This window comes from Shigella sp. SIG3 (assembly GCF_053555855.1).
In genome coordinates this window covers 1-18,611 of record NZ_JBQZXE010000010.1, presented here as the reverse complement: position 1 = coordinate 18,611, position 18,611 = coordinate 1, and the positions used below count along the sequence as shown (strand labels likewise).

Below are 18,611 nucleotides of genomic sequence, written 5' to 3'. Positions count from 1 at the left end.
CAAGGAAATCGCAATGGTCGGCGAACTGCCACCCGCAGGTGCTGTGAATCCGAGTATAAAGAGGCGGTAGTTTAAATTTTGACTAATCTTGGGATTCGTTGAGAAAGGTGATTATCACCATGCGAATTAACGAAGTTTTTACGGAGGGAAACAATCTCTAGACCATCCTTAACGATTCAGCCACTTTTTTATGTTGCTTTTTTGTAAACAGATTAACACGTCGTCAAAATCCTGCTATTCTGCCCGTTGCGGTACTGGGCATTTACCCTACAAACTGCTGTCTCACAGGAGCGTGAAGAGAATCGCCTGCCGCACTATGACAATGAGAGCGAGGAGAACCGTCGTGCTAGAAGAATACCGTAAGCACGTAGCTGAGCGTGCCGCTGAGGGGATTGCGCCCAAACCCCTGGATGCAAACCAAATGGCCGCGCTTGTAGAGCTGCTGAAAAACCCGCCCGCGGGCGAAGAAGAATTCCTGTTAGATCTGTTAACCAACCGTGTTCCCCCAGGCGTCGATGAAGCCGCCTATGTAAAAGCAGGCTTCCTGGCTGCTATCGCTAAAGGCGAAGCTAAATCCCCTCTGCTGACTCCGGAAAAAGCTATCGAACTGCTGGGCACCATGCAGGGTGGTTACAACATTCATCCGCTGATCGACGCGCTGGATGATGCCAAACTGGCACCTATTGCTGCCAAAGCACTTTCTCACACGCTGCTGATGTTCGATAACTTCTATGACGTAGAAGAGAAAGCGAAAGCAGGCAACGAATATGCGAAGCAGGTAATGCAGTCCTGGGCGGATGCCGAATGGTTCCTGAATCGCCCGGCGCTGGCTGAAAAACTGACCGTTACCGTCTTTAAAGTCACTGGCGAAACCAACACCGATGACCTTTCTCCGGCACCGGATGCGTGGTCACGCCCGGATATCCCACTGCACGCGCTGGCGATGCTGAAAAACGCCCGTGAAGGTATTGAGCCAGACCAGCCAGGTGTTGTTGGCCCGATCAAACAGATTGAAGCTCTGCAACAGAAAGGTTTCCCGCTGGCGTACGTCGGTGACGTTGTGGGTACGGGTTCATCGCGTAAATCCGCCACGAACTCCGTTCTGTGGTTTATGGGCGATGATATTCCACATGTGCCGAACAAACGCGGCGGTGGTTTGTGCCTCGGCGGTAAAATTGCACCCATCTTCTTTAACACGATGGAAGACGCGGGTGCACTGCCAATCGAAGTCAACGTCTCTAACCTGAACATGGGCGACGTGATTGACGTTTACCCGTACAAAGGTGAAGTGCGTAACCACGAAACAGGCGAACTGCTGGCGACCTTCGAACTGAAAACCGACGTGCTGATTGATGAAGTGCGTGCTGGCGGCCGTATTCCGCTGATTATCGGGCGTGGCCTGACCACCAAAGCTCGTGAAGCACTTGGTCTGCCGCACAGTGATGTGTTCCGTCAGGCGAAAGATGTCGCTGAGAGCGATCGCGGCTTCTCGCTGGCGCAGAAAATGGTAGGCCGTGCCTGTGGCGTGAAAGGCATTCGTCCGGGCGCGTACTGCGAACCGAAAATGACTTCTGTAGGCTCTCAGGACACCACCGGCCCGATGACCCGTGATGAACTGAAAGACCTGGCGTGCCTGGGCTTCTCGGCTGACCTGGTGATGCAGTCTTTCTGCCACACCGCGGCGTATCCGAAGCCAGTTGACGTGAACACGCACCACACGCTGCCGGACTTCATTATGAACCGTGGCGGTGTGTCGCTGCGTCCGGGTGACGGCGTCATTCACTCCTGGCTGAACCGTATGCTGCTGCCGGATACCGTCGGTACCGGTGGTGACTCCCATACCCGTTTCCCGATCGGTATCTCTTTCCCGGCGGGTTCTGGTCTGGTGGCGTTTGCTGCCGCAACTGGCGTAATGCCGCTGGATATGCCGGAATCCGTTCTGGTGCGCTTCAAAGGCAAAATGCAGCCGGGCATCACCCTGCGCGATCTGGTACACGCCATTCCGCTGTATGCGATCAAACAAGGTCTGCTGACCGTTGAGAAGAAAGGCAAGAAAAACATCTTCTCTGGTCGCATTCTGGAAATTGAAGGTCTGCCGGATCTGAAAGTTGAGCAGGCCTTTGAGCTAACCGATGCGTCCGCCGAGCGTTCTGCCGCTGGTTGTACTATCAAGCTGAACAAAGAACCGATCATCGAATACCTGAGCTCCAACATCGTCCTGCTGAAGTGGATGATCGCGGAAGGTTACGGCGATCGTCGTACCTTGGAACGCCGTATTCAGGGCATGGAAAAATGGCTGGCGAATCCTGAGCTGCTGGAAGCCGATGCAGATGCGGAATACGCGGCAGTGATCGACATCGATCTGGCGGAGATTAAAGAGCCAATCCTGTGTGCTCCGAACGATCCGGATGACGCACGTCCGCTGTCTGCGGTACAGGGCGAGAAGATCGACGAAGTATTTATCGGTTCTTGCATGACTAACATCGGTCACTTCCGTGCCGCTGGTAAACTGCTGGATGCGCACAAAGGTCAGTTGCCGACCCGCCTGTGGGTGGCACCGCCAACCCGTATGGACGCCGCGCAACTGACGGAAGAAGGCTACTACAGCGTCTTCGGTAAGAGCGGGGCTCGTATCGAGATCCCGGGCTGTTCCCTGTGTATGGGTAACCAGGCGCGTGTAGCAGACGGTGCGACGGTGGTTTCCACCTCTACCCGTAACTTCCCGAACCGTTTGGGTACTGGCGCGAATGTCTTCCTGGCTTCTGCAGAACTGGCGGCTGTTGCGGCGCTGATTGGCAAACTGCCGACGCCGGAAGAGTACCAGACCTACGTTGCGCAAGTAGATAAAACTGCCGTTGATACTTATCGTTATCTGAACTTCAACCAGCTTTCTCAGTACACCGAAAAAGCCGATGGGGTGATTTTCCAGACTGCGGTGTAATAAGTAAGCGCACGCGCTGCGCATAAACGACACCAATGCCCGGTGAATGAGATTCCCGGGCATTTTTTATTTCTAAACCATCGCCGTTCCGCTGTTTTTCTCCGGTAAGGCTGCGATAATTACATCAATGGCGCGATGCGATTTCGGCGCATTGCCGGGAGCAGAGGAACACACTATGGATTACGAATTTCTGCGCGATATTACCGGAGTGGTAAAGGTGCGTATGTCCATGGGGCATGAAGTGGTCGGGCACTGGTTTAATGAAGAGGTGAAAGAAAACCTGGCCTTGCTTGATGAAGTGGAACAAGCAGCGCACGCACTGAAAGGTAGCGAACGGTCCTGGCAACGGGCAGGGCATGAATACACCCTGTGGATGGACGCTGAAGAGGTGATGGTTCGCGCCAATCAACTGGAATTCGCTGGCGATGAAATGGAAGAGGGGATGAACTACTACGACGAAGAAAGCCTGTCGCTATGCGGCGTTGAGGATTTTCTGCAGGTCGTGGCGGCTTACCGCAATTTCGTGCAGCAGAAGTAAATAAATCTGGCGGAGCCTGGGAGCTCCGCCAGAGCCGTTAAACAGCTGGCATATTGCGCCCGTAATAAATCTCGCGCATTTCTTTCCACAGCGCAGCGGTAATTTCCTGGCGCTCGCTGTCGGTTAAATCTTCCGGTTTGGTGTGGAACATGTAGTGCTTAAGGTCGAACTCTTTAAGCAACATCTTGGTATGGAAGATATTTTCCTGATAGACGTTTACATCCACCATGTCATACAGCGCCTTCATATCGTCAGACATAAAGTTCTGAATCGAATTAATCTCATGGTCGATAAAGTGCTTCATACCGTTAATGTCGCGAGTAAAACCGCGCACGCGATAATCAATGGTTACGATATCGGACTCAAGCTGGTGGATCAGGTAATTCAGCGCCTTCAGCGGAGAAATCACGCCGCAGGTAGAGACTTCAATATCGGCGCGGAAGGTACATAAACCGCCTTCAGGATGACTTTCCGGGTAGGTATGTACGCAAATATGACTTTTATCGAGATGAGCAACCACCGTTTCTGGCAGTGGGCCGGGGTGTTCTGTTTTGTCGATGAGTTTCGGGTCAACCGGTTCTTCACTCACCAGAATAGTGACGCTGGCACCCTGTGGTTCGTAATCCTGGCGGGCGATGTTAAGAATATTGGCCCCGATAATGGAACAGGTTTCTGACAGGATTTCGGTCAGACGGTTGGCATTATAGAGTTCATCGATATAAGCAATATAACCGTCGCGCTCTTCGGCAGTTTTGGCGTAGCAGATATCGTAAATACAAAAACTCAGACTTTTGGTCAGATTATTAAAGCCATGCAGTTTCAGTTTTTTCAATTTCTTATCTTCTCCTTAGGACGGCTGTGAAGCCAGTGCGTCTTGCAGATACTGAGGTAAGGCAAAAGCTGCCGTATGGATTGCCGGATTGTAATAACGGCATTTCAGGCCAGAAGCGAGAAAACGCGCCTGAATAATTTCGGTTGAGAGATGGCGTAAGGCGTCGTTATCTGTCGCCCATGCAAAAGTCATGATACCGCCGTAATAGGTCGGGATCGCCGCCTGATAAAAGCCAACGTCGCTGAAGTAATGGCTGAGTTTGCGATGGCTGTCGATGGCTTCTTCCTGCTGTAAAAAGCAGACGCCGTTTTGTGCGACGAAGATACCGCCAGGATTCAGGCAACGTTTGCAGCCTTCATAAAATGCTGAGGTGAACAGGCTTTCGCCGGGACCGATAGGATCGGTGCAGTCGGAGATAATGACATCAAAGGTCTGGCTGGTTTGATTAACGAAATTGACGCCATCGTCGATCACTAGTTGAAAGCGCGGATCGTCGTAGCTACCGGCGTTATGGTTGGGCAGATACTGACGGCAGAACGACACGACACCCGCATCGATTTCCACCATCGTGATTGACTCAACGTTTTTATGTCGGGTTACTTCACGCAGCATGGCACCGTCGCCGCCGCCGATAATCAGCACATGTTTCGCGTGACCGTGGGCCAGTAGCGGAACATGGGTCATCATCTCATGATAGATAAACTCGTCGCGCTCGGTGGTTTGTACTACGCCATCCAGCGCCATTACGCGACCAAATGCAGCGTTCTCAAAAATGATCAGATCCTGGTGATCGGTCTTTTCATGATACAGAACGTTATCTACCGCAAAGTACTGCCCAAACTGGTCGTGTAGCGTTTCATGCCACTGTTTTTTTTCGGCCATGGGTTGATACCTCCTTTGTTAACACCCGTAAAAAAAGGGCGCAACATAATAGCTAACATTGACCGCGGATGCACGGTCAATATTTCTACAAAAAGGTATCAGGGATTATTTGACGTAGGCAAGCAGGCTTAAGGAATCGCGGGCCAGGGCTTTGCATTTTTTAGCGACGGGAATGCCAATGCCGCTGAGATCGCGGTAGCTGTCTTCACCGAGAGCTTTCATGTCGAAGGTGTCGTAATTACTGAGATCCCACTGGTTTTGCTGGGCGAAAAAGACCAGTGCGCGACGAATTTGCCCGTTAGGTAAGTTCTGGTAACCACAATCGTTCTTCAGAAAGACAAAAACTGCCGTTAAATCGGCCATATCTTCGGCTTCAGACTCGCTGAGCGCGTAACTGTTTGCGCAAACGGCGATCAGGCTGCCGAATAACACTGTTCTGAAAAACGTCTTCATTGCTTCTACCAGGGGCTTAAAGAAGATAAACGTTAGCACACTGCGAGCGAGGCGACGACCATTATTGTCGATTAAATTGTGTCTGCGGCTTGACCTTCCCGTAAGGGGAAGGACTATGCTCAACGTTTGATTTTGTTTTGCCTGCTTAAGAATAAGGAAATAACTATGCAACGTCGTGATTTCTTGAAATATTCCGTCGCACTGGGTGTGGCTTCAGCCTTGCCACTGTGGAGCCGTGCAGTCTTTGCGGCGGAACGCCCAACGTTACCGATCCCTGATTTGCTCACGACCGATGCCCGTAATCGCATTCAGTTAACTATTGGCGCAGGTCAGTCCACCTTTGGCGAGAAAACTGCAACTACCTGGGGCTATAACGGCAATCTGCTGGGGCCGGCGGTGAAATTACAGCGCGGCAAAGCGGTAACGGTTGATATCTACAACCAACTGGCGGAAGAGACGACGTTGCACTGGCACGGGCTGGAAGTACCGGGTGACGTCGACGGCGGCCCACAGGGAATTATTCCGCCAGGTGGCAAGCGCTCGGTGACGTTGAACGTTGATCAACCTGCCGCTACCTGCTGGTTCCATCCACATCAACATGGCAAGACCGGCGACAGGTGGCGATGGGGCTGGCTGGTCTGGTGGTGATTGAAGATGACGAGATCCTGAAATTAATGCTGCCAAAACAGTGGGGTATCGATGATGTTCCGGTGATCGTTCAGGATAAGAAATTTAGCGCCGACGGGCAGATTGATTATCAACTGGATGTGATGACCGCCGCCGTGGGCTGGTTTGGCGATACGCTGCTGACCAACGGTGCAATCTACCCACAACACGCTGCCCCGCGTGGTTGGCTGCGCCTGCGTTTGCTCAATGGCTGTAATGCCCGCTCGCTCAATTTCGCCACCAGCGACAATCGCCCGCTGTATGTGATTGCCAGCGACGGTGGTCTGCTACCTGAACCGGTGAAGGTGAGCGAGCTGCCGGTGCTGATGGGCGAGCGTTTTGAAGTGCTGGTGGAGGTTAACGACAACAAACCCTTTGACCTGGTGACGCTGCCGGTCAGCCAGATGGGGATGGCGATTGCACCGTTTGACAAGCCGCATCCGGTAATGCGGATTCAGCCGATTGCTATTAGTGCCTCCGGTGCTTTGCCTGACACATTAAGTAGCCTGCCTGCGTTACCTTCGCTGGAAGGGCTGACGGTACGCAAGCTGCAACTTTCTATGGACCCGATGCTCGATATGATGGGGATGCAGATGCTAATGGAGAAATATGGCGATCAGGCGATGGCCGGAATGGATCACAGCCAGATGATGGGCCATATGGGGCACGGCAATATGAATCATATGAACCACGGCGGGAAGTTCGATTTCCACCATGCCAATAAAATCAACGGTCAGGCGTTTGATATGAATAAGCCGATGTTTGCGGCGGCGAAAGGGCAGTACGAACGTTGGGTTATCTCTGGCGTGGGCGACATGATGCTGCATCCGTTCCATATTCACGGCACGCAGTTCCGTATCTTGTCAGAAAATGGCAAACCGCCAGCGGCTCATCGCGCGGGCTGGAAAGATACCGTTAAGGTAGAAGGCAATGTCAGTGAAGTGCTGGTGAAGTTTAATCACAACGCACCGAAAGAACATGCTTATATGGCGCACTGCCATCTGCTGGAGCATGAAGATACGGGGATGATGTTAGGGTTTACGGTATAAAAAGACCGTATTCGGAAATATGCCCGGATTTCTCCGGGCATTATGGTTATTTCACATCATCCGGCAGGGCATAAGCCACAATATAGTCGCCCATCTTCGTACCAAATGAACCGTGACCGCCTGCGGAGATCACCACGTACTGCTTGCCATTCACTTCATAGGTCATCGGTGTTGCCTGACCACCCGCCGGTAAACGACCCTGCCACAGTTTTTCACCGTTGCTCATGTTGTAAGCGCGCAGGTAGTTATCTGCCGTAGCGGCGATAAACAGCACGTTACCCGCCGTGGAGATTGGCCCGCCCAGCATCGGCATACCCATATTGAACGGCACCGGAACCGGCATCGGGAACGGCATACTGTCCTGCGGCGTACCAATACGTTTCTTCCACACCACTTCATTAGTTTTCAGATCCAGCGCCGAGATATAACCCCATGCTGGCTGTTTACATGGCAGACCAAATGGTGAGAGGAACGGGTTGAGCGTGACACCATACGGTACACCGTACTGTGGCTGAATGCCGGATTCCGTACCCGTGCCTTTGGCATCTTTCGGCTGCTCCATCGGGTTGCCAGGACCACGCGGGAGCAGTTTCGAAACAAACGGCAGTGCCATTGGGTTGGCAATTGCCACTTCACGATTTGGATCAACGGAAATCCCGCCCCATTCGAACATCCCCAGGTTACCCGGGAAGACCAGCGTACCCTGTTCAGATGGCGGCGTGAAAATGCCTTCATAGCGCATCTGGTGGAACATCACGCGGCACACCAGTTGGTCAAACATGGTGGCTCCCCACATATCCGCACCGCTCAAATCTTTCGTCGGACGGAAGCTCAGTTCCGAGAATGGTTGAGTAGGGGTAACGTAATCGCCTTTGGCAGCACCTTGGGGAACCGGTTTTTCCGGGGCCGGAACCACCAGTTCGCCATTACGACGATCGAGCACAAAAATGTTACCGGTTTTCGCCGGAGCGTAAATAATCGGCACTTTCTGACCATTAACGGTGATGTCCGCCAGCGTCGGCTGTGCCGGAAGATCCATGTCCCACAGGTCGTGGTGAACGGTCTGGTAGCTCCACGCCAGTTTCCCGGTAGTGGCATTCAGCGCCAGAATCGAGCTGGCATAACGTTCCTGTTCCGGTGTGCGGTTACCGCCCCAGATATCCGGCGTGGTCACGCCCATCGGCAGATAGACCAGATCCAGCTTCGCGTCATAGGCCGCTGGTGCCCACGAGTTTGGTGAGTTAAAGGTAAAGGCGTGTTCGTCAGACGGGATTGCGTTCGGATCTTTCGCGCCCGGATCAAAAGCCCACAGCAGCTCCCCGGTGTTGACATCAAAACCACGGATCACGCCAGACGTTTCGCGGGTTGAGAAGTTATCGGTGACTGAACCGGCCATCACGATGGTTTTATCGGTGATAATTGGCGGAGAAGTCGGCTCATACAGACCCGGTTTGGTGTCTGGCATATTGCTTTGCAGATTGAGCACGCCTTTATTGGCGAAGGTTTCGCACAGTTTGCCGTTTTCAGCGTTAATCGCAATCAGGCGACCATCATTCACTGGAAGAATGATACGACGCGGGCAATCCGCCATCACTTCCGGCGAAGCCGTTTCTGCTTTGGCTTCATGATAAGAGACGCCACGGCAGGTTACGTGCTGGAAAGACTCGTTGGTTTTCAGCTCAGGATCGTAATGCCATTTCTCTTTGCCGCTGGCGGCATCAAGCGCAAACAGGCGCTGGTGAGCGGTACACAGGTAAAGGGTATCGCCCACTTTAATCGGCGTCACTTCATTGGTGATTTCACCCGGATCGTTCGGCTGCTTCACATCGCCAGTACGGAACACCCAGGCTTCTTTCAGCTTGTGGACGTTATCGGCGTGAATTTGCTTCAGTGGTGAAAAGCGTTGACCTTCCTGATTGCGGCCATACGCAGGCCAGTCCTGATCGGCAACGGGGGAGATAGCTTCGGCAGGTGTGGCATCGGCGCTTAAGGTGCCGTTGATCTCCTGCGGATCGTTAAATCCGGCCCAGGTCAGGATACCACCGCTAATCAGCAGTGCGACCACCAGTGCGGCAACTGCGCCGCTGGCAGGAATGACCAGGCGACGCCAGACAAACGGCAGGATCAGCCAGATGCCGAAGAAGACCAGAATATCGCTGCGCGGAGTCAGCGCCCAGAAGTCGAAACCAACTTCCCAGACGCCCCAAATCATGGTGCCGAGCAGCAGGGCTGCGTATAGCCAAAGCGCGGCGCGTTTACTGCGCCACAGCATCCAGGCGACGCCGAGCATCACAAGGCCAGCGATAGGGTAGTACCAGGAGCCGCCAATCGCGACCAGCCAGCCTCCGCCAATGAGTAGATACAGCCCGCAAAGCGCTGCAAAAAGGGCTGTTAGCGTGACGAGTAATCGTCGCGAGCCTGTATTGTTAATTGCCATAAAGAGACACCATTTCAATTCATTAATATTTTAGTAGCAATTAATTATAGATTTTAACATGTGTGACCGTCATCACAATTCGAGCTTTATTAACAGATTCCGCGAATGAATAGTTTTACTGGTATACTGCGTGTCTTGCGCTTTGTTGCGGTGCCAAAACCTGCCCGTGCGAAGTGATTTGTTTTTAAATCATATGGTTAGAGATATGAAACATACTGTAGAAGTAATGATCCCCGAAGCGGAGATTAAAGCGCGTATCGCCGAACTGGGTCGTCAGATTACTGAGCGTTACAAAGACAGCGGCAGCGATATGGTGCTGGTGGGTCTGCTGCGTGGCTCATTTATGTTTATGGCGGACCTGTGCCGTGAAGTTCAGGTATCTCATGAAGTCGACTTTATGACCGCCTCCAGCTACGGTAGCGGCATGTCCACCACCCGTGATGTGAAAATCCTCAAAGATCTGGATGAAGATATCCGTGGCAAGGACGTGCTGATTGTTGAAGATATCATCGACTCGGGGAATACACTGTCGAAAGTGCGTGAGATCTTAAGCCTGCGCGAACCGAAGTCGTTGGCGATTTGTACGCTGCTGGATAAACCGTCCCGTCGTGAAGTGAACGTCCCGGTTGAATTTATCGGTTTCTCGATCCCGGATGAGTTTGTGGTGGGTTACGGCATTGATTACGCACAGCGTTACCGTCATCTGCCGTATATTGGCAAAGTGATTCTGCTGGACGAGTAAGTGTGAAGTTGCCGGATGTGTTGCATCCGGCATGGCATTTTTATTTGTGGTTGGCGTGTTTCAGCTTGAGGTTGGAAATCCCGTGACGGTAACGTTGCTCAAGGGTTTCGCGGTTGGTGGCGGTAACATCCAGATCACGCAGCAAGCCGTCGTGAATGCCGTAGGCCCAGCCGTGAATGGTAACTTTCTGCCCGCGTTTCCACGCTGATTGCATAATGGTGGAGTGGCCCAGGTTATACACCTGTTCCATGACGTTCAGTTCACACAAGGTATCCAGACGGCGCTCTTGCGGCATTTCGCCGAGCAATGAGCTATGTTTGAACCAGATATCGCGGATATGCAGCAGCCAGTTGTTGATAAGCCCCAGTTCCGGGTTTTCAACGGCGGCTTGTACGCCGCCGCAACCGTAGTGGCCACAGATAATAATGTGTTCAACTTCGAGTACATCCACTGCATACTGAACCACGGAAAGGCAGTTCAGGTCGGTGTGAATGACCAGGTTAGCAACATTACGGTGAACAAAGAGTTCGCCCGGCTCAAGACCGGTTAAACGTTCTGCAGGAACGCGACTGTCGGAACATCCAATCCATAGAAAGCGCGGTTTTTGCGCTTGTGCCAGTTTCTCAAAAAACCCGGGATCCTCTTCCACCAGCATTTTTGACCATAGTGCATTGTTGCTGATGAGTGTATCTATGTCTTTCATGGAGGTTAACGACCTGTAACCAAATAATTACGTTTGGCTAATATAGGGCAACTCCGGGACGATTTAAACCACAGATAAAGTGTAAGAACGTAAGGTAAGTAAAAATTTATGACCATTGCACTGGAACTTCAACAGCTTAAAAAAAACTATCCAGGCGGCGTTCAGGCGCTTCGTGGAATAGATTTGCAGGTCGAAGCGGGTGATTTTTATGCGCTTCTCGGGCCGAACGGGGCCGGGAAATCGACCACTATCGGTATTATCAGCTCTCTGGTAAATAAAACCTCCGGGCGGGTCAGCGTATTTGGTTACGATCTCGAGAAAGATGTCGTGAACGCTAAACGTCAGTTGGGACTGGTGCCGCAGGAATTTAACTTCAACCCGTTTGAAACCGTGCAGCAAATTGTGGTGAATCAGGCAGGGTACTACGGTGTGGAGCGCAAAGAGGCGTACATCCGCAGCGAAAAATATCTTAAGCAGCTCGATTTATGGGGAAAACGCAACGAACGTGCGCGTATGTTATCTGGCGGGATGAAGCGCCGTTTAATGATTGCCCGTGCGTTAATGCATGAACCTAAACTACTGATTCTCGACGAACCGACCGCAGGCGTGGATATTGAACTTCGCCGCTCAATGTGGGGCTTTTTGAAGGATTTAAACGACAAAGGCACCACCATCATTCTTACCACACACTACCTGGAAGAAGCAGAAATGCTGTGTCTCAATATCGGCATTATTCAACATGGTGAGCTGGTGGAAAATACCTCGATGAAGGCGCTGCTGGCGAAGCTGAAATCGGAAACCTTTATTCTCGATCTCGCACCGAAAAGTCCGTTACCGAAGCTCGATGGCTATCAGTATCGACTGGTCGATACTGCGACGCTGGAAGTTGAAGTGCTACGTGAGCAGGGGATCAACAGCGTATTTACGCAGTTAAGTGAGCAGGGCATTCAGGTATTAAGTATGCGTAACAAAGCTAACCGTCTGGAAGAGCTGTTTGTTTCACTGGTTAATGAAAAACAAGGAGATCGCGCATGATGCATCTTTACTGGGTGGCGCTAAAAAGCATCTGGGCGAAAGAGATCCATCGCTTTATGCGTATCTGGGTGCAGACGCTGGTGCCGCCAGTCATCACCATGACCCTTTACTTTATTATCTTCGGTAACCTGATAGGTTCGCGTATTGGCGATATGCATGGCTTCAGCTATATGCAGTTCATCGTACCGGGGCTGATCATGATGTCGGTGATCACCAACGCCTACGCTAACGTCGCGTCATCATTTTTTGGTGCCAAGTTCCAGCGTAATATTGAAGAGCTGCTGGTAGCGCCGGTTCCGACTCACGTCATTATTGCCGGATATGTCGGCGGTGGCGTGGCGCGTGGTCTGTTTGTTGGCATTCTGGTGACGGCAATTTCACTGTTTTTTGTGCCGTTTCAGGTGCATTCGTGGGTATTCGTTGCCTTAACCCTGGTGCTCACGGCGGTGCTATTCTCCCTTGCGGGTTTGCTGAACGGCGTGTTTGCCAAAACGTTCGATGACATCAGCCTGGTGCCAACCTTTGTGTTAACGCCACTCACGTATTTGGGCGGGGTCTTTTACTCACTGACTTTGTTGCCGCCGTTCTGGCAAGGGCTGTCGCACCTGAACCCAATCGTTTATATGATCAGTGGTTTCCGCTACGGCTTCCTCGGTATAAATGATGTGCCGCTGGTCACTACCTTTGGCGTACTGGTGGTCTTTATTGTGGCGTTTTATTTGATCTGTTGGTCGCTGATCCAACGTGGACGTGGTTTGCGTAGCTAAGGCTATTTCCTCTCCTCTGGATTCGGGGGAGAGGAGTTTTGACGGCTATCACCCTTTATCAACAATGGTCAGGGTAGGCTGATTTTCGGCTAAGGAGGAAGGCGATGTTAGGTTGGGTAATTACCTGTCACGATGACCGGGCGCAAGAGATACTGGATGCGCTGGAGAAAAAACATGGGGCACTTCTTCAGTGCCGGGCCGTGAATTTCTGGCGCGGATTAAGCTCTAATATGCTCAGCCGCATGATGTGCGATGCTCTGCATGAAGCGGACTCTGGTGAGGGTGTCATCTTCTTAACCGATATAGCCGGAGCGCCACCGTATCGCGTGGCTTCATTATTAAGCCACAAACACTCCCGTTGCGAAGTGATTTCTGGTGTCACGTTACCGTTAATTGAACAGATGATGGCTTGCCGTGAAACCATGACCAGTTCAGAGTTTCGTGAGTGTATTGTCGAACTGGGTGGGCCGGAGGTGAGTAGTCTTTGGCACCAACAACAAAAAAATCCGCCTTTCGTCCTCAAACATAATTTGTATGAGTATTAACCCGCGATTCTGATGGCGCTTTTGCTACAATAAAAGCGTTGTTTCACCCTCGGTTATTTTTTCATGTATAAACAAGCTGTTATTCTCCTGCTGATGCTGTTTACCGCAAGTGTCAGTGCCGCGTTACCTGCCCGTTATATGCAAACCATCGAAAATGCTGCGGTCTGGGCGCAAATTGGTGACAAGATGGTGACCGTGGGGAATATTCGGGCCGGACAAATCATTGCCGTAGAGCCCACTGCCGCAAGTTATTACGCATTTAATTTTGGCTTTGGTAAAGGGTTTATCGATAAAGGGCATCTCGAGCCAGTTCAGGGGCGACAAAAAGTTGAAGACGGTTTGGGTGACCTTAACAAGCCGCTGAGTAATCAGAACTTAATTACCTGGAAAGATACGCCGGTCTACAACGCGCCGAGTGTGGGCAGTGCGCCATTTGGGGTACTGGCGGACAATTTGCGCTACCCGATTTTGCATAAACTGAAAGACAGGTTAAATCAAACCTGGTATCAGATCCGTATTGGCGATCGACTGGCCTATATCAGCGCGCTGGATGCCCAACCCGATAATGGCCTGCCGGTGCTAACTTATCACCATATTCTGCGCGACGAAGAAAACACCCGTTTTCGCCATACTTCGACGACCACCTCGGTACGCGCTTTCAATAACCAAATGGCCTGGCTGCGCGACAGGGGATACGCGACACTGAGCATGGCTCAGCTGGAAGGTTACGTGAAGAATACGATCAATCTCCCTGCGCGAGCGGTGGTGATTACCTTTGATGATGGCCTCAAGTCGGTGAGCCGCTATGCGTATCCTGTGTTGAAACAATATGGCATGAAGGCGACGGTGTTTATTGTTACCTCACGCATCAAACGTCACCCGCAGAAGTGGAACCCAAAATCGCTGCAATTTATGAGCGTTTCTGAGCTTAACGAAATTCGCGATGTTTTTGATTTCCAGTCACATACCCATTTTTTGCATCGGGTAGATGGTTATCGCCGACCCATATTACTGAGCCGTAGTGAGCACAATATTCTGTTTGATTTTGCACGTTCACGCCGCGCTCTGGCGCAATTTAATCCACATGTCTGGTATCTTTCGTATCCGTTTGGCGGCTTTAATGACAAAGCCGTGAAGGCAGCAAACGATGCCGGATTTCACCTGGCGGTGACAACCATGAAAGGCAAAGTAAAACCGGGGGATAATCCGTTGTTACTAAAACGACTTTATATCTTAAGAACGGATTCGCTGGAGAAGATGTCGCGGCTGGTGAGTAACCAGCCGCAGGGATAACAATCAAGCAACCTGTACCGGAATCGCTTTCGCGGTACGTTTCATTTCATTGTCGCCTTCAAAATAGGCGACATTGGGTCGCCAGGTGCGAGCTTCTTCATCTGGCATGGTAACGAAGCTGGCGATGATGACAATATCGCCGACGCTGGCGCAGTGGGCCGCCGCACCGTTAACAGAAATAATTCTCGAACCGCGTTCTGCCGCGATGGCATAAGTGGAGAAACGCTTGCCGTTGGTGACATTCCAGATATCGATGGCTTCGTTTTCGAGAATACCGGCTGCGTCAAGAAAATCCTGGTCAATGGCGCAAGAACCTTCATAGTGCAGGTCCGCATGAGTCACTTTCACGCGGTGGAGTTTGCCCTGCAGCATCGTGCGAATCATAACTTCTACCTTTCTACCCTGTCGTTAACGAAGCAGGCGGTGCCTGCTTTGAGGAAATTCTCACGCAGTATTGCCCGATTTTTGATGAGTGTCTACTCATCTGATGGCATTTGCGTCAGCAGTTTGCGTACCGCGCCGAAGCGTGCCATGTAACGCCTGTAACGAATTGATATTTTTATGAATGCTGCTCGGTAAACAATAAAGAGGTGGCTGACGATAGCACGCCTTGACTGGATACTGCCTTCACGCAAGGCCACACGGAAGACAGGGAAGATGGATGCACCGAGTACCACACCGCATGACGCGGTATTTAAACAATTTTTAATGCATGCGGAGACGGCTCGCGACTTTCTGGAGATACATTTGCCAGTGGAATTACGCGAACTTTGTGATCTCAACACGCTTCATTTAGAGTCGGGGAGTTTCATTGAAGAGAGCCTGAAAGGTCACAGCACGGACGTGCTCTATTCCGTGCAAATGCAGGGCAATCCCGGTTATCTGCATGTTGTGATTGAACACCAAAGCAAGCCGGATAAGAAAATGGCCTTTCGCATGATGCGTTATTCTATTGCTGCCATGCACCGGCATCTGGAGGCTGGCCACGATAAGCTGCCGCTGGTGGTGCCGATACTGTTTTATCAGGGCGAGGCCACACCTTATCCGCTCTCAATGTGCTGGTTTGATATGTTTTACTCGCCGGAGCTGGCGCGACGCGTCTATAACAGTCCTTTCCCGCTGGTGGATATCACCATCACACCGGATGACGAAATCATGCAACATCGGCGGATTGCGATTCTCGAACTACTGCAAAAACATATTCGCCAGCGCGACTTAATGTTATTGCTGGAGCAACTGGTCACGCTGATTGACGAAGGGTACACTAGCGGAAGTCAGTTAGTTGCCATGCAAAACTATATGCTGCAACGCGGTCATACTGAACAAGCGGATTTGTTTTATGGTGTGCTGAGAGACAGGGAAACGGGAGGGAAGTCTATGATGACGCTGGCGCAGTGGTTTGAAGAGAAAGGGATTGAGAAGGGGATTCCGCAGGGAAGACAGGAGGAAAGGCAAGAATTCGCCCTGCGTCTTCTAAGTAAAGGAATGTCTCGGGAAGACGTTGCAGAGATGGCAAATTTACCTCTTGCTGAGATTGATAAGGTAATTAACCTTATTTAAGTTACCTGTGTTATGACAGATGACGTGGGGTAAATTAATAACTGGCGCCATCAGCCGTAGCGCCAGTTAAGTATTACGCCAGCTCGACCATTTTGTTGTCGATCAGGCGAGCATCGCCAAGCCAGGCGGCTACCAGAATTACTGCCCGTTTGCTGGTTTCAGAAACTTCCAGCAATGTGTCGGCATCGCGAATCTGAATATCATCGGCGCGGAAGCCTTTTTCATTCAGTTCTTGCCCCGCAATGGTAATAATTTCATCGAGATCCCGTTCCCCAGCCTGCAATTTGTCAGCAATCGAACTTAAAACTTTGTACAGACCAGGCGCAATTTTGCGTTGTTCCGCCGTCAGATAACCGTTACGGGAACTTAGCGCCAGACCGTCTTTGGCGCGCATAATTGGCACACCGACAATCTCAATATCGAAGCCCATATCGGCAACCATTTTGCGGATCAACGCCAGTTGCTGAAAATCTTTTTCACCGAAGCAGGCGATGTCCGGCTGGACCAGGTTGAACAGCGTGCTGACAATAGTCGAAACGCCGCGAAAATGTCCCGGACGGCTGGCACCTTCCAGCATGGTTGAAAGGCCAGGAACGTCAACGTAAGTGTGGGTTTCAGTACCGTTCGGGTAGATCTCTTTTACCGAAGGGGCGAAAACTAAATCCACTTTACGTTTGTTTAGCTTCTCGCAGTCCTCCTGCAAGGTCCGTGGATAACGTGCCAGATCTTCCGGGCGGTCGAACTGCATCGGGTTAACGAAAATACTGACGACGACCACATCGGCGCGGGCTTTGGCTTCGTCGACCAGCTTCATATGGCCATTGTGCAGATTACCCATAGTAGGCACCAGCGCCACGCGCTTGCCTTCCATACGCAGGCGGCGAATTTGCTGACGCAGCAGCGGCAGGGTTTCGATAATTAACACAACGTGACTCCTTAATGGAAACTGTGTTCTTCGCCCGGATAAACGCCGGACTCCACTTCAGCCATATACTGCCGCACAGCCGCGCGGATGTCGCCCGTTTCGGCGAGGAAATTTTTAGCAAATTTAGGAATGTGACCGCCGGTAATACCAAAGGCGTCGTGCATCACGAGGATTTGCCCGTCAGTGACGTTGCCTGCACCAATACCAATAACCGGGATCGCCAGTGCTTCGGTAATACGTTTTGCCAGCTCAACCGGCACGCATTCCAGCACCAGCAGCTGTGCCCCCGCGGCTTCTAAGGCTAATGCATCGCTGAGTAGTCGATCGCTCGCTTCATTGCCGCGCCCCTGTACTTTGTAGCCACCGAAAATATTCACTGACTGTGGGGTTAAACCTAAGTGACCACATACAGGAACGGCACGTTCGGTCAGCATTTTTACGGTTTCGACCAGCCACTCACCGCCCTCAATTTTGACCATATTGGCACCGGCACGCATAACCGTTGCGGCGTTTTCAAAGGCTTGTTCCGGCGTGGCATACGCCATAAACGGCAGGTCAGCCAATAGCAGGCAGTTTGGTGCGCCGCGACGTACGGCGGCAGTGTGGTAGGCGATATCAGCAACGGTTACTGGCAGAGTGGAATCGTGGCCCTGAACGGTCATGCCCAGCGAGTCGCCTACCAGCATGACGTTAAGCCCTTCATCAGCAAATAGTTTCGCGAAGCTGTAGTCGTAAGCGGTGATGGTCGCGAAACGCTTTTTATCCTGCTTATATTTCTGAAGTGAAGCAATGGTGGTCGGTTTCATAACGTATCCTGATAAATGATGTCGTGTTGCCTGGCATTTTATCAGTCACATTGGTGGGGGCAATGATTTATCAATTACCGCACCGCCAGATGATGGCGGTGCGGTGGACTTATTAAGGGTAGGTTACCTGGAAAGTACTGGTGGCTTTAAACTCACCAGCTTCTATTGGTATAGTTCCATCCTGTTGTAGCGTGGCCTGGAAATGGAGAGGGTATGTTATACCTGTATCTTGATCCGGGTAAACTCCTCCTGTTGTATCGTCTTTGCCTCTCGGGTCGTAATCTTTATAAACAGAATTTGAATCATTAGGTTTCAATGTCATTAGAGGATTTTTACTAGTTGCTAAACCTTCTATGAGTACACCGACTCCTTTTGCTGCGTCATTACCTGTGAGAGTATTACCAAGGAGTTGCCCGTTTTCAGTACCAACCTTTGTT

The 18,611-nt window shown here is 51.4% G+C and carries 17 protein-coding genes and 1 pseudogene; 9 read left to right on the top strand and 9 right to left on the bottom strand.

Going from position 1 to position 18,611, the window contains the following annotated elements:
* Positions 1-343 precede the first annotated feature (343 nt).
* Together acnB and yacL are read left to right on the top strand one after the other, a co-directional pair.
* Positions 344-2,941 (top strand): bifunctional aconitate hydratase 2/2-methylisocitrate dehydratase, encoded by a 2,598-nt coding sequence (gene acnB, locus ACUU1I_RS03940; RefSeq protein WP_011110534.1) that lies wholly within the window; start codon positions 344-346, stop codon positions 2,939-2,941.
* 175 nt (positions 2,942-3,116) lie between these two features.
* Positions 3,117-3,479 carry a protein YacL gene (gene yacL, locus ACUU1I_RS03935; RefSeq protein ID WP_005053505.1) on the top strand — a complete coding sequence of 121 codons (363 nt, stop codon included), beginning with the start codon at positions 3,117-3,119 and terminating at the stop codon, positions 3,477-3,479.
* A gap of 37 nt (positions 3,480-3,516) precedes the next feature.
* Here yacL and speD read toward each other — a convergent pair whose 3' ends face one another.
* From speD to ACUU1I_RS03920, 3 genes are all read right to left on the bottom strand, one after another.
* The gene (gene speD, locus ACUU1I_RS03930; protein WP_000734287.1) at positions 3,517-4,311 is read right to left on the bottom strand and encodes an adenosylmethionine decarboxylase; all 795 of its coding nucleotides are present in this window, start codon (positions 4,309-4,311) and stop codon (positions 3,517-3,519) included.
* Between the two features lie 15 nt (positions 4,312-4,326).
* Positions 4,327-5,193 carry a polyamine aminopropyltransferase gene (gene speE, locus ACUU1I_RS03925; RefSeq protein ID WP_000818422.1) on the bottom strand — a complete coding sequence of 289 codons (867 nt, stop codon included), beginning with the start codon at positions 5,191-5,193 and terminating at the stop codon, positions 4,327-4,329.
* Between the two features lie 105 nt (positions 5,194-5,298).
* Complete coding sequence (locus tag ACUU1I_RS03920) at positions 5,299-5,646, bottom strand: YacC family pilotin-like protein (RefSeq protein WP_024260217.1); 348 nt, start codon at positions 5,644-5,646, stop codon at positions 5,299-5,301.
* 165 nt (positions 5,647-5,811) lie between these two features.
* On the opposite strand from ACUU1I_RS03920, the pseudogene cueO reads away from it, so the two are divergent.
* Positions 5,812-7,361, top strand: a pseudogene (gene cueO, locus ACUU1I_RS03915) (multicopper oxidase CueO).
* Positions 7,362-7,407: 46 nt separating this feature from the next.
* Here cueO and gcd read toward each other — a convergent pair.
* Positions 7,408-9,798 (bottom strand): quinoprotein glucose dehydrogenase, encoded by a 2,391-nt coding sequence (gene gcd, locus ACUU1I_RS03910; protein ID WP_005066025.1) that lies wholly within the window; start codon positions 9,796-9,798, stop codon positions 7,408-7,410.
* A gap of 205 nt (positions 9,799-10,003) precedes the next feature.
* On the opposite strand from gcd, the gene hpt reads away from it, so the two are divergent.
* The gene (gene hpt, locus ACUU1I_RS03905) at positions 10,004-10,540 is read left to right on the top strand and encodes a hypoxanthine phosphoribosyltransferase (RefSeq protein ID WP_000683335.1); all 537 of its coding nucleotides are present in this window, start codon (positions 10,004-10,006) and stop codon (positions 10,538-10,540) included.
* Between the two features lie 40 nt (positions 10,541-10,580).
* Here the strand turns inward: hpt and can are convergent, their stop codons facing one another.
* Entirely contained in the window at positions 10,581-11,243 is a 663-nt protein-coding gene (can, locus tag ACUU1I_RS03900; RefSeq protein ID WP_000651599.1) for a carbonate dehydratase, read from the bottom strand.
* A 108-nt stretch (positions 11,244-11,351) separates the two neighbouring features.
* Here can and ACUU1I_RS03895 point away from each other — a divergent pair, with 108 nt between their 5' ends.
* The 4 genes from ACUU1I_RS03895 (at position 11,352) to ACUU1I_RS03880 (ending at position 14,883) form a co-directional block, all read left to right on the top strand.
* Positions 11,352-12,278: an ABC transporter ATP-binding protein gene (locus ACUU1I_RS03895; protein ID WP_000150609.1), complete on the top strand. Its 927-nt coding sequence runs from the start codon at positions 11,352-11,354 to the stop codon at positions 12,276-12,278.
* Positions 12,275-13,045: an ABC transporter permease gene (locus ACUU1I_RS03890; RefSeq protein WP_000972203.1), complete on the top strand. Its 771-nt coding sequence runs from the start codon at positions 12,275-12,277 to the stop codon at positions 13,043-13,045. The genes ACUU1I_RS03895 and ACUU1I_RS03890 overlap by 4 nt, the downstream gene beginning before the upstream one ends.
* Before the next feature lie 104 nt (positions 13,046-13,149).
* Entirely contained in the window at positions 13,150-13,590 is a 441-nt protein-coding gene (locus tag ACUU1I_RS03885; RefSeq protein WP_000901986.1) for a PTS sugar transporter subunit IIA, read from the top strand.
* Positions 13,591-13,653: 63 nt separating this feature from the next.
* Positions 13,654-14,883: a polysaccharide deacetylase family protein gene (locus ACUU1I_RS03880; RefSeq protein ID WP_000277900.1), complete on the top strand. Its 1,230-nt coding sequence runs from the start codon at positions 13,654-13,656 to the stop codon at positions 14,881-14,883.
* Between the two features lie 3 nt (positions 14,884-14,886).
* On the opposite strand, the gene panD is transcribed toward ACUU1I_RS03880, so the two are convergent.
* Positions 14,887-15,267 (bottom strand): aspartate 1-decarboxylase, encoded by a 381-nt coding sequence (panD, locus tag ACUU1I_RS03875; protein WP_000621515.1) that lies wholly within the window; start codon positions 15,265-15,267, stop codon positions 14,887-14,889.
* 273 nt (positions 15,268-15,540) lie between these two features.
* On the opposite strand from panD, the gene rpnC reads away from it, so the two are divergent.
* Positions 15,541-16,443, top strand: coding sequence for a recombination-promoting nuclease RpnC (rpnC, locus tag ACUU1I_RS03870; protein ID WP_000339967.1), 903 nt, complete (start codon positions 15,541-15,543; stop codon positions 16,441-16,443).
* 73 nt (positions 16,444-16,516) lie between these two features.
* On the opposite strand, the gene panC is transcribed toward rpnC, so the two are convergent.
* The 3 genes from panC to ACUU1I_RS03855 all read right to left on the bottom strand — a co-directional run.
* Entirely contained in the window at positions 16,517-17,368 is an 852-nt protein-coding gene (gene panC / locus ACUU1I_RS03865) for a pantoate--beta-alanine ligase (RefSeq protein ID WP_000905405.1), read from the bottom strand.
* An 11-nt stretch (positions 17,369-17,379) separates the two neighbouring features.
* Entirely contained in the window at positions 17,380-18,174 is a 795-nt protein-coding gene (gene panB / locus ACUU1I_RS03860) for a 3-methyl-2-oxobutanoate hydroxymethyltransferase (protein WP_000805476.1), read from the bottom strand.
* Between the two features lie 112 nt (positions 18,175-18,286).
* Positions 18,287-18,611: fimbrial protein (locus ACUU1I_RS03855; RefSeq protein ID WP_181681768.1), on the bottom strand; the 325-nt coding region annotated here is incomplete at its 5' end.

Bases quoted from the DNA above. Each gene is read 5' to 3' on its own strand.
- yacL (WP_005053505.1), top strand. From the start codon at position 3,117: ATGGATTACGAATTTCTGCGCGATATTACCGGAGTGGTAAAGGTGCGT.
- ACUU1I_RS03895 (WP_000150609.1), top strand. From the start codon at position 11,352: ATGACCATTGCACTGGAACTTCAACAGCTTAAAAAAAACTATCCAGGC.
- can (WP_000651599.1), bottom strand. From the start codon at position 11,243: ATGAAAGACATAGATACACTCATCAGCAACAATGCACTATGGTCAAAA.
- speE (WP_000818422.1), bottom strand. From the start codon at position 5,193: ATGGCCGAAAAAAAACAGTGGCATGAAACGCTACACGACCAGTTTGGG.
- ACUU1I_RS03885 (WP_000901986.1), top strand. From the start codon at position 13,150: ATGTTAGGTTGGGTAATTACCTGTCACGATGACCGGGCGCAAGAGATA.
- panB (WP_000805476.1), bottom strand. From the start codon at position 18,174: ATGAAACCGACCACCATTGCTTCACTTCAGAAATATAAGCAGGATAAA.
- hpt (WP_000683335.1), top strand. From the start codon at position 10,004: ATGAAACATACTGTAGAAGTAATGATCCCCGAAGCGGAGATTAAAGCG.
- ACUU1I_RS03880 (WP_000277900.1), top strand. From the start codon at position 13,654: ATGTATAAACAAGCTGTTATTCTCCTGCTGATGCTGTTTACCGCAAGT.
- ACUU1I_RS03890 (WP_000972203.1), top strand. From the start codon at position 12,275: ATGATGCATCTTTACTGGGTGGCGCTAAAAAGCATCTGGGCGAAAGAG.
- panD (WP_000621515.1), bottom strand. From the start codon at position 15,267: ATGATTCGCACGATGCTGCAGGGCAAACTCCACCGCGTGAAAGTGACT.
- gcd (WP_005066025.1), bottom strand. From the start codon at position 9,798: ATGGCAATTAACAATACAGGCTCGCGACGATTACTCGTCACGCTAACA.
- ACUU1I_RS03920 (WP_024260217.1), bottom strand. From the start codon at position 5,646: ATGAAGACGTTTTTCAGAACAGTGTTATTCGGCAGCCTGATCGCCGTT.
- rpnC (WP_000339967.1), top strand. From the start codon at position 15,541: ATGGATGCACCGAGTACCACACCGCATGACGCGGTATTTAAACAATTT.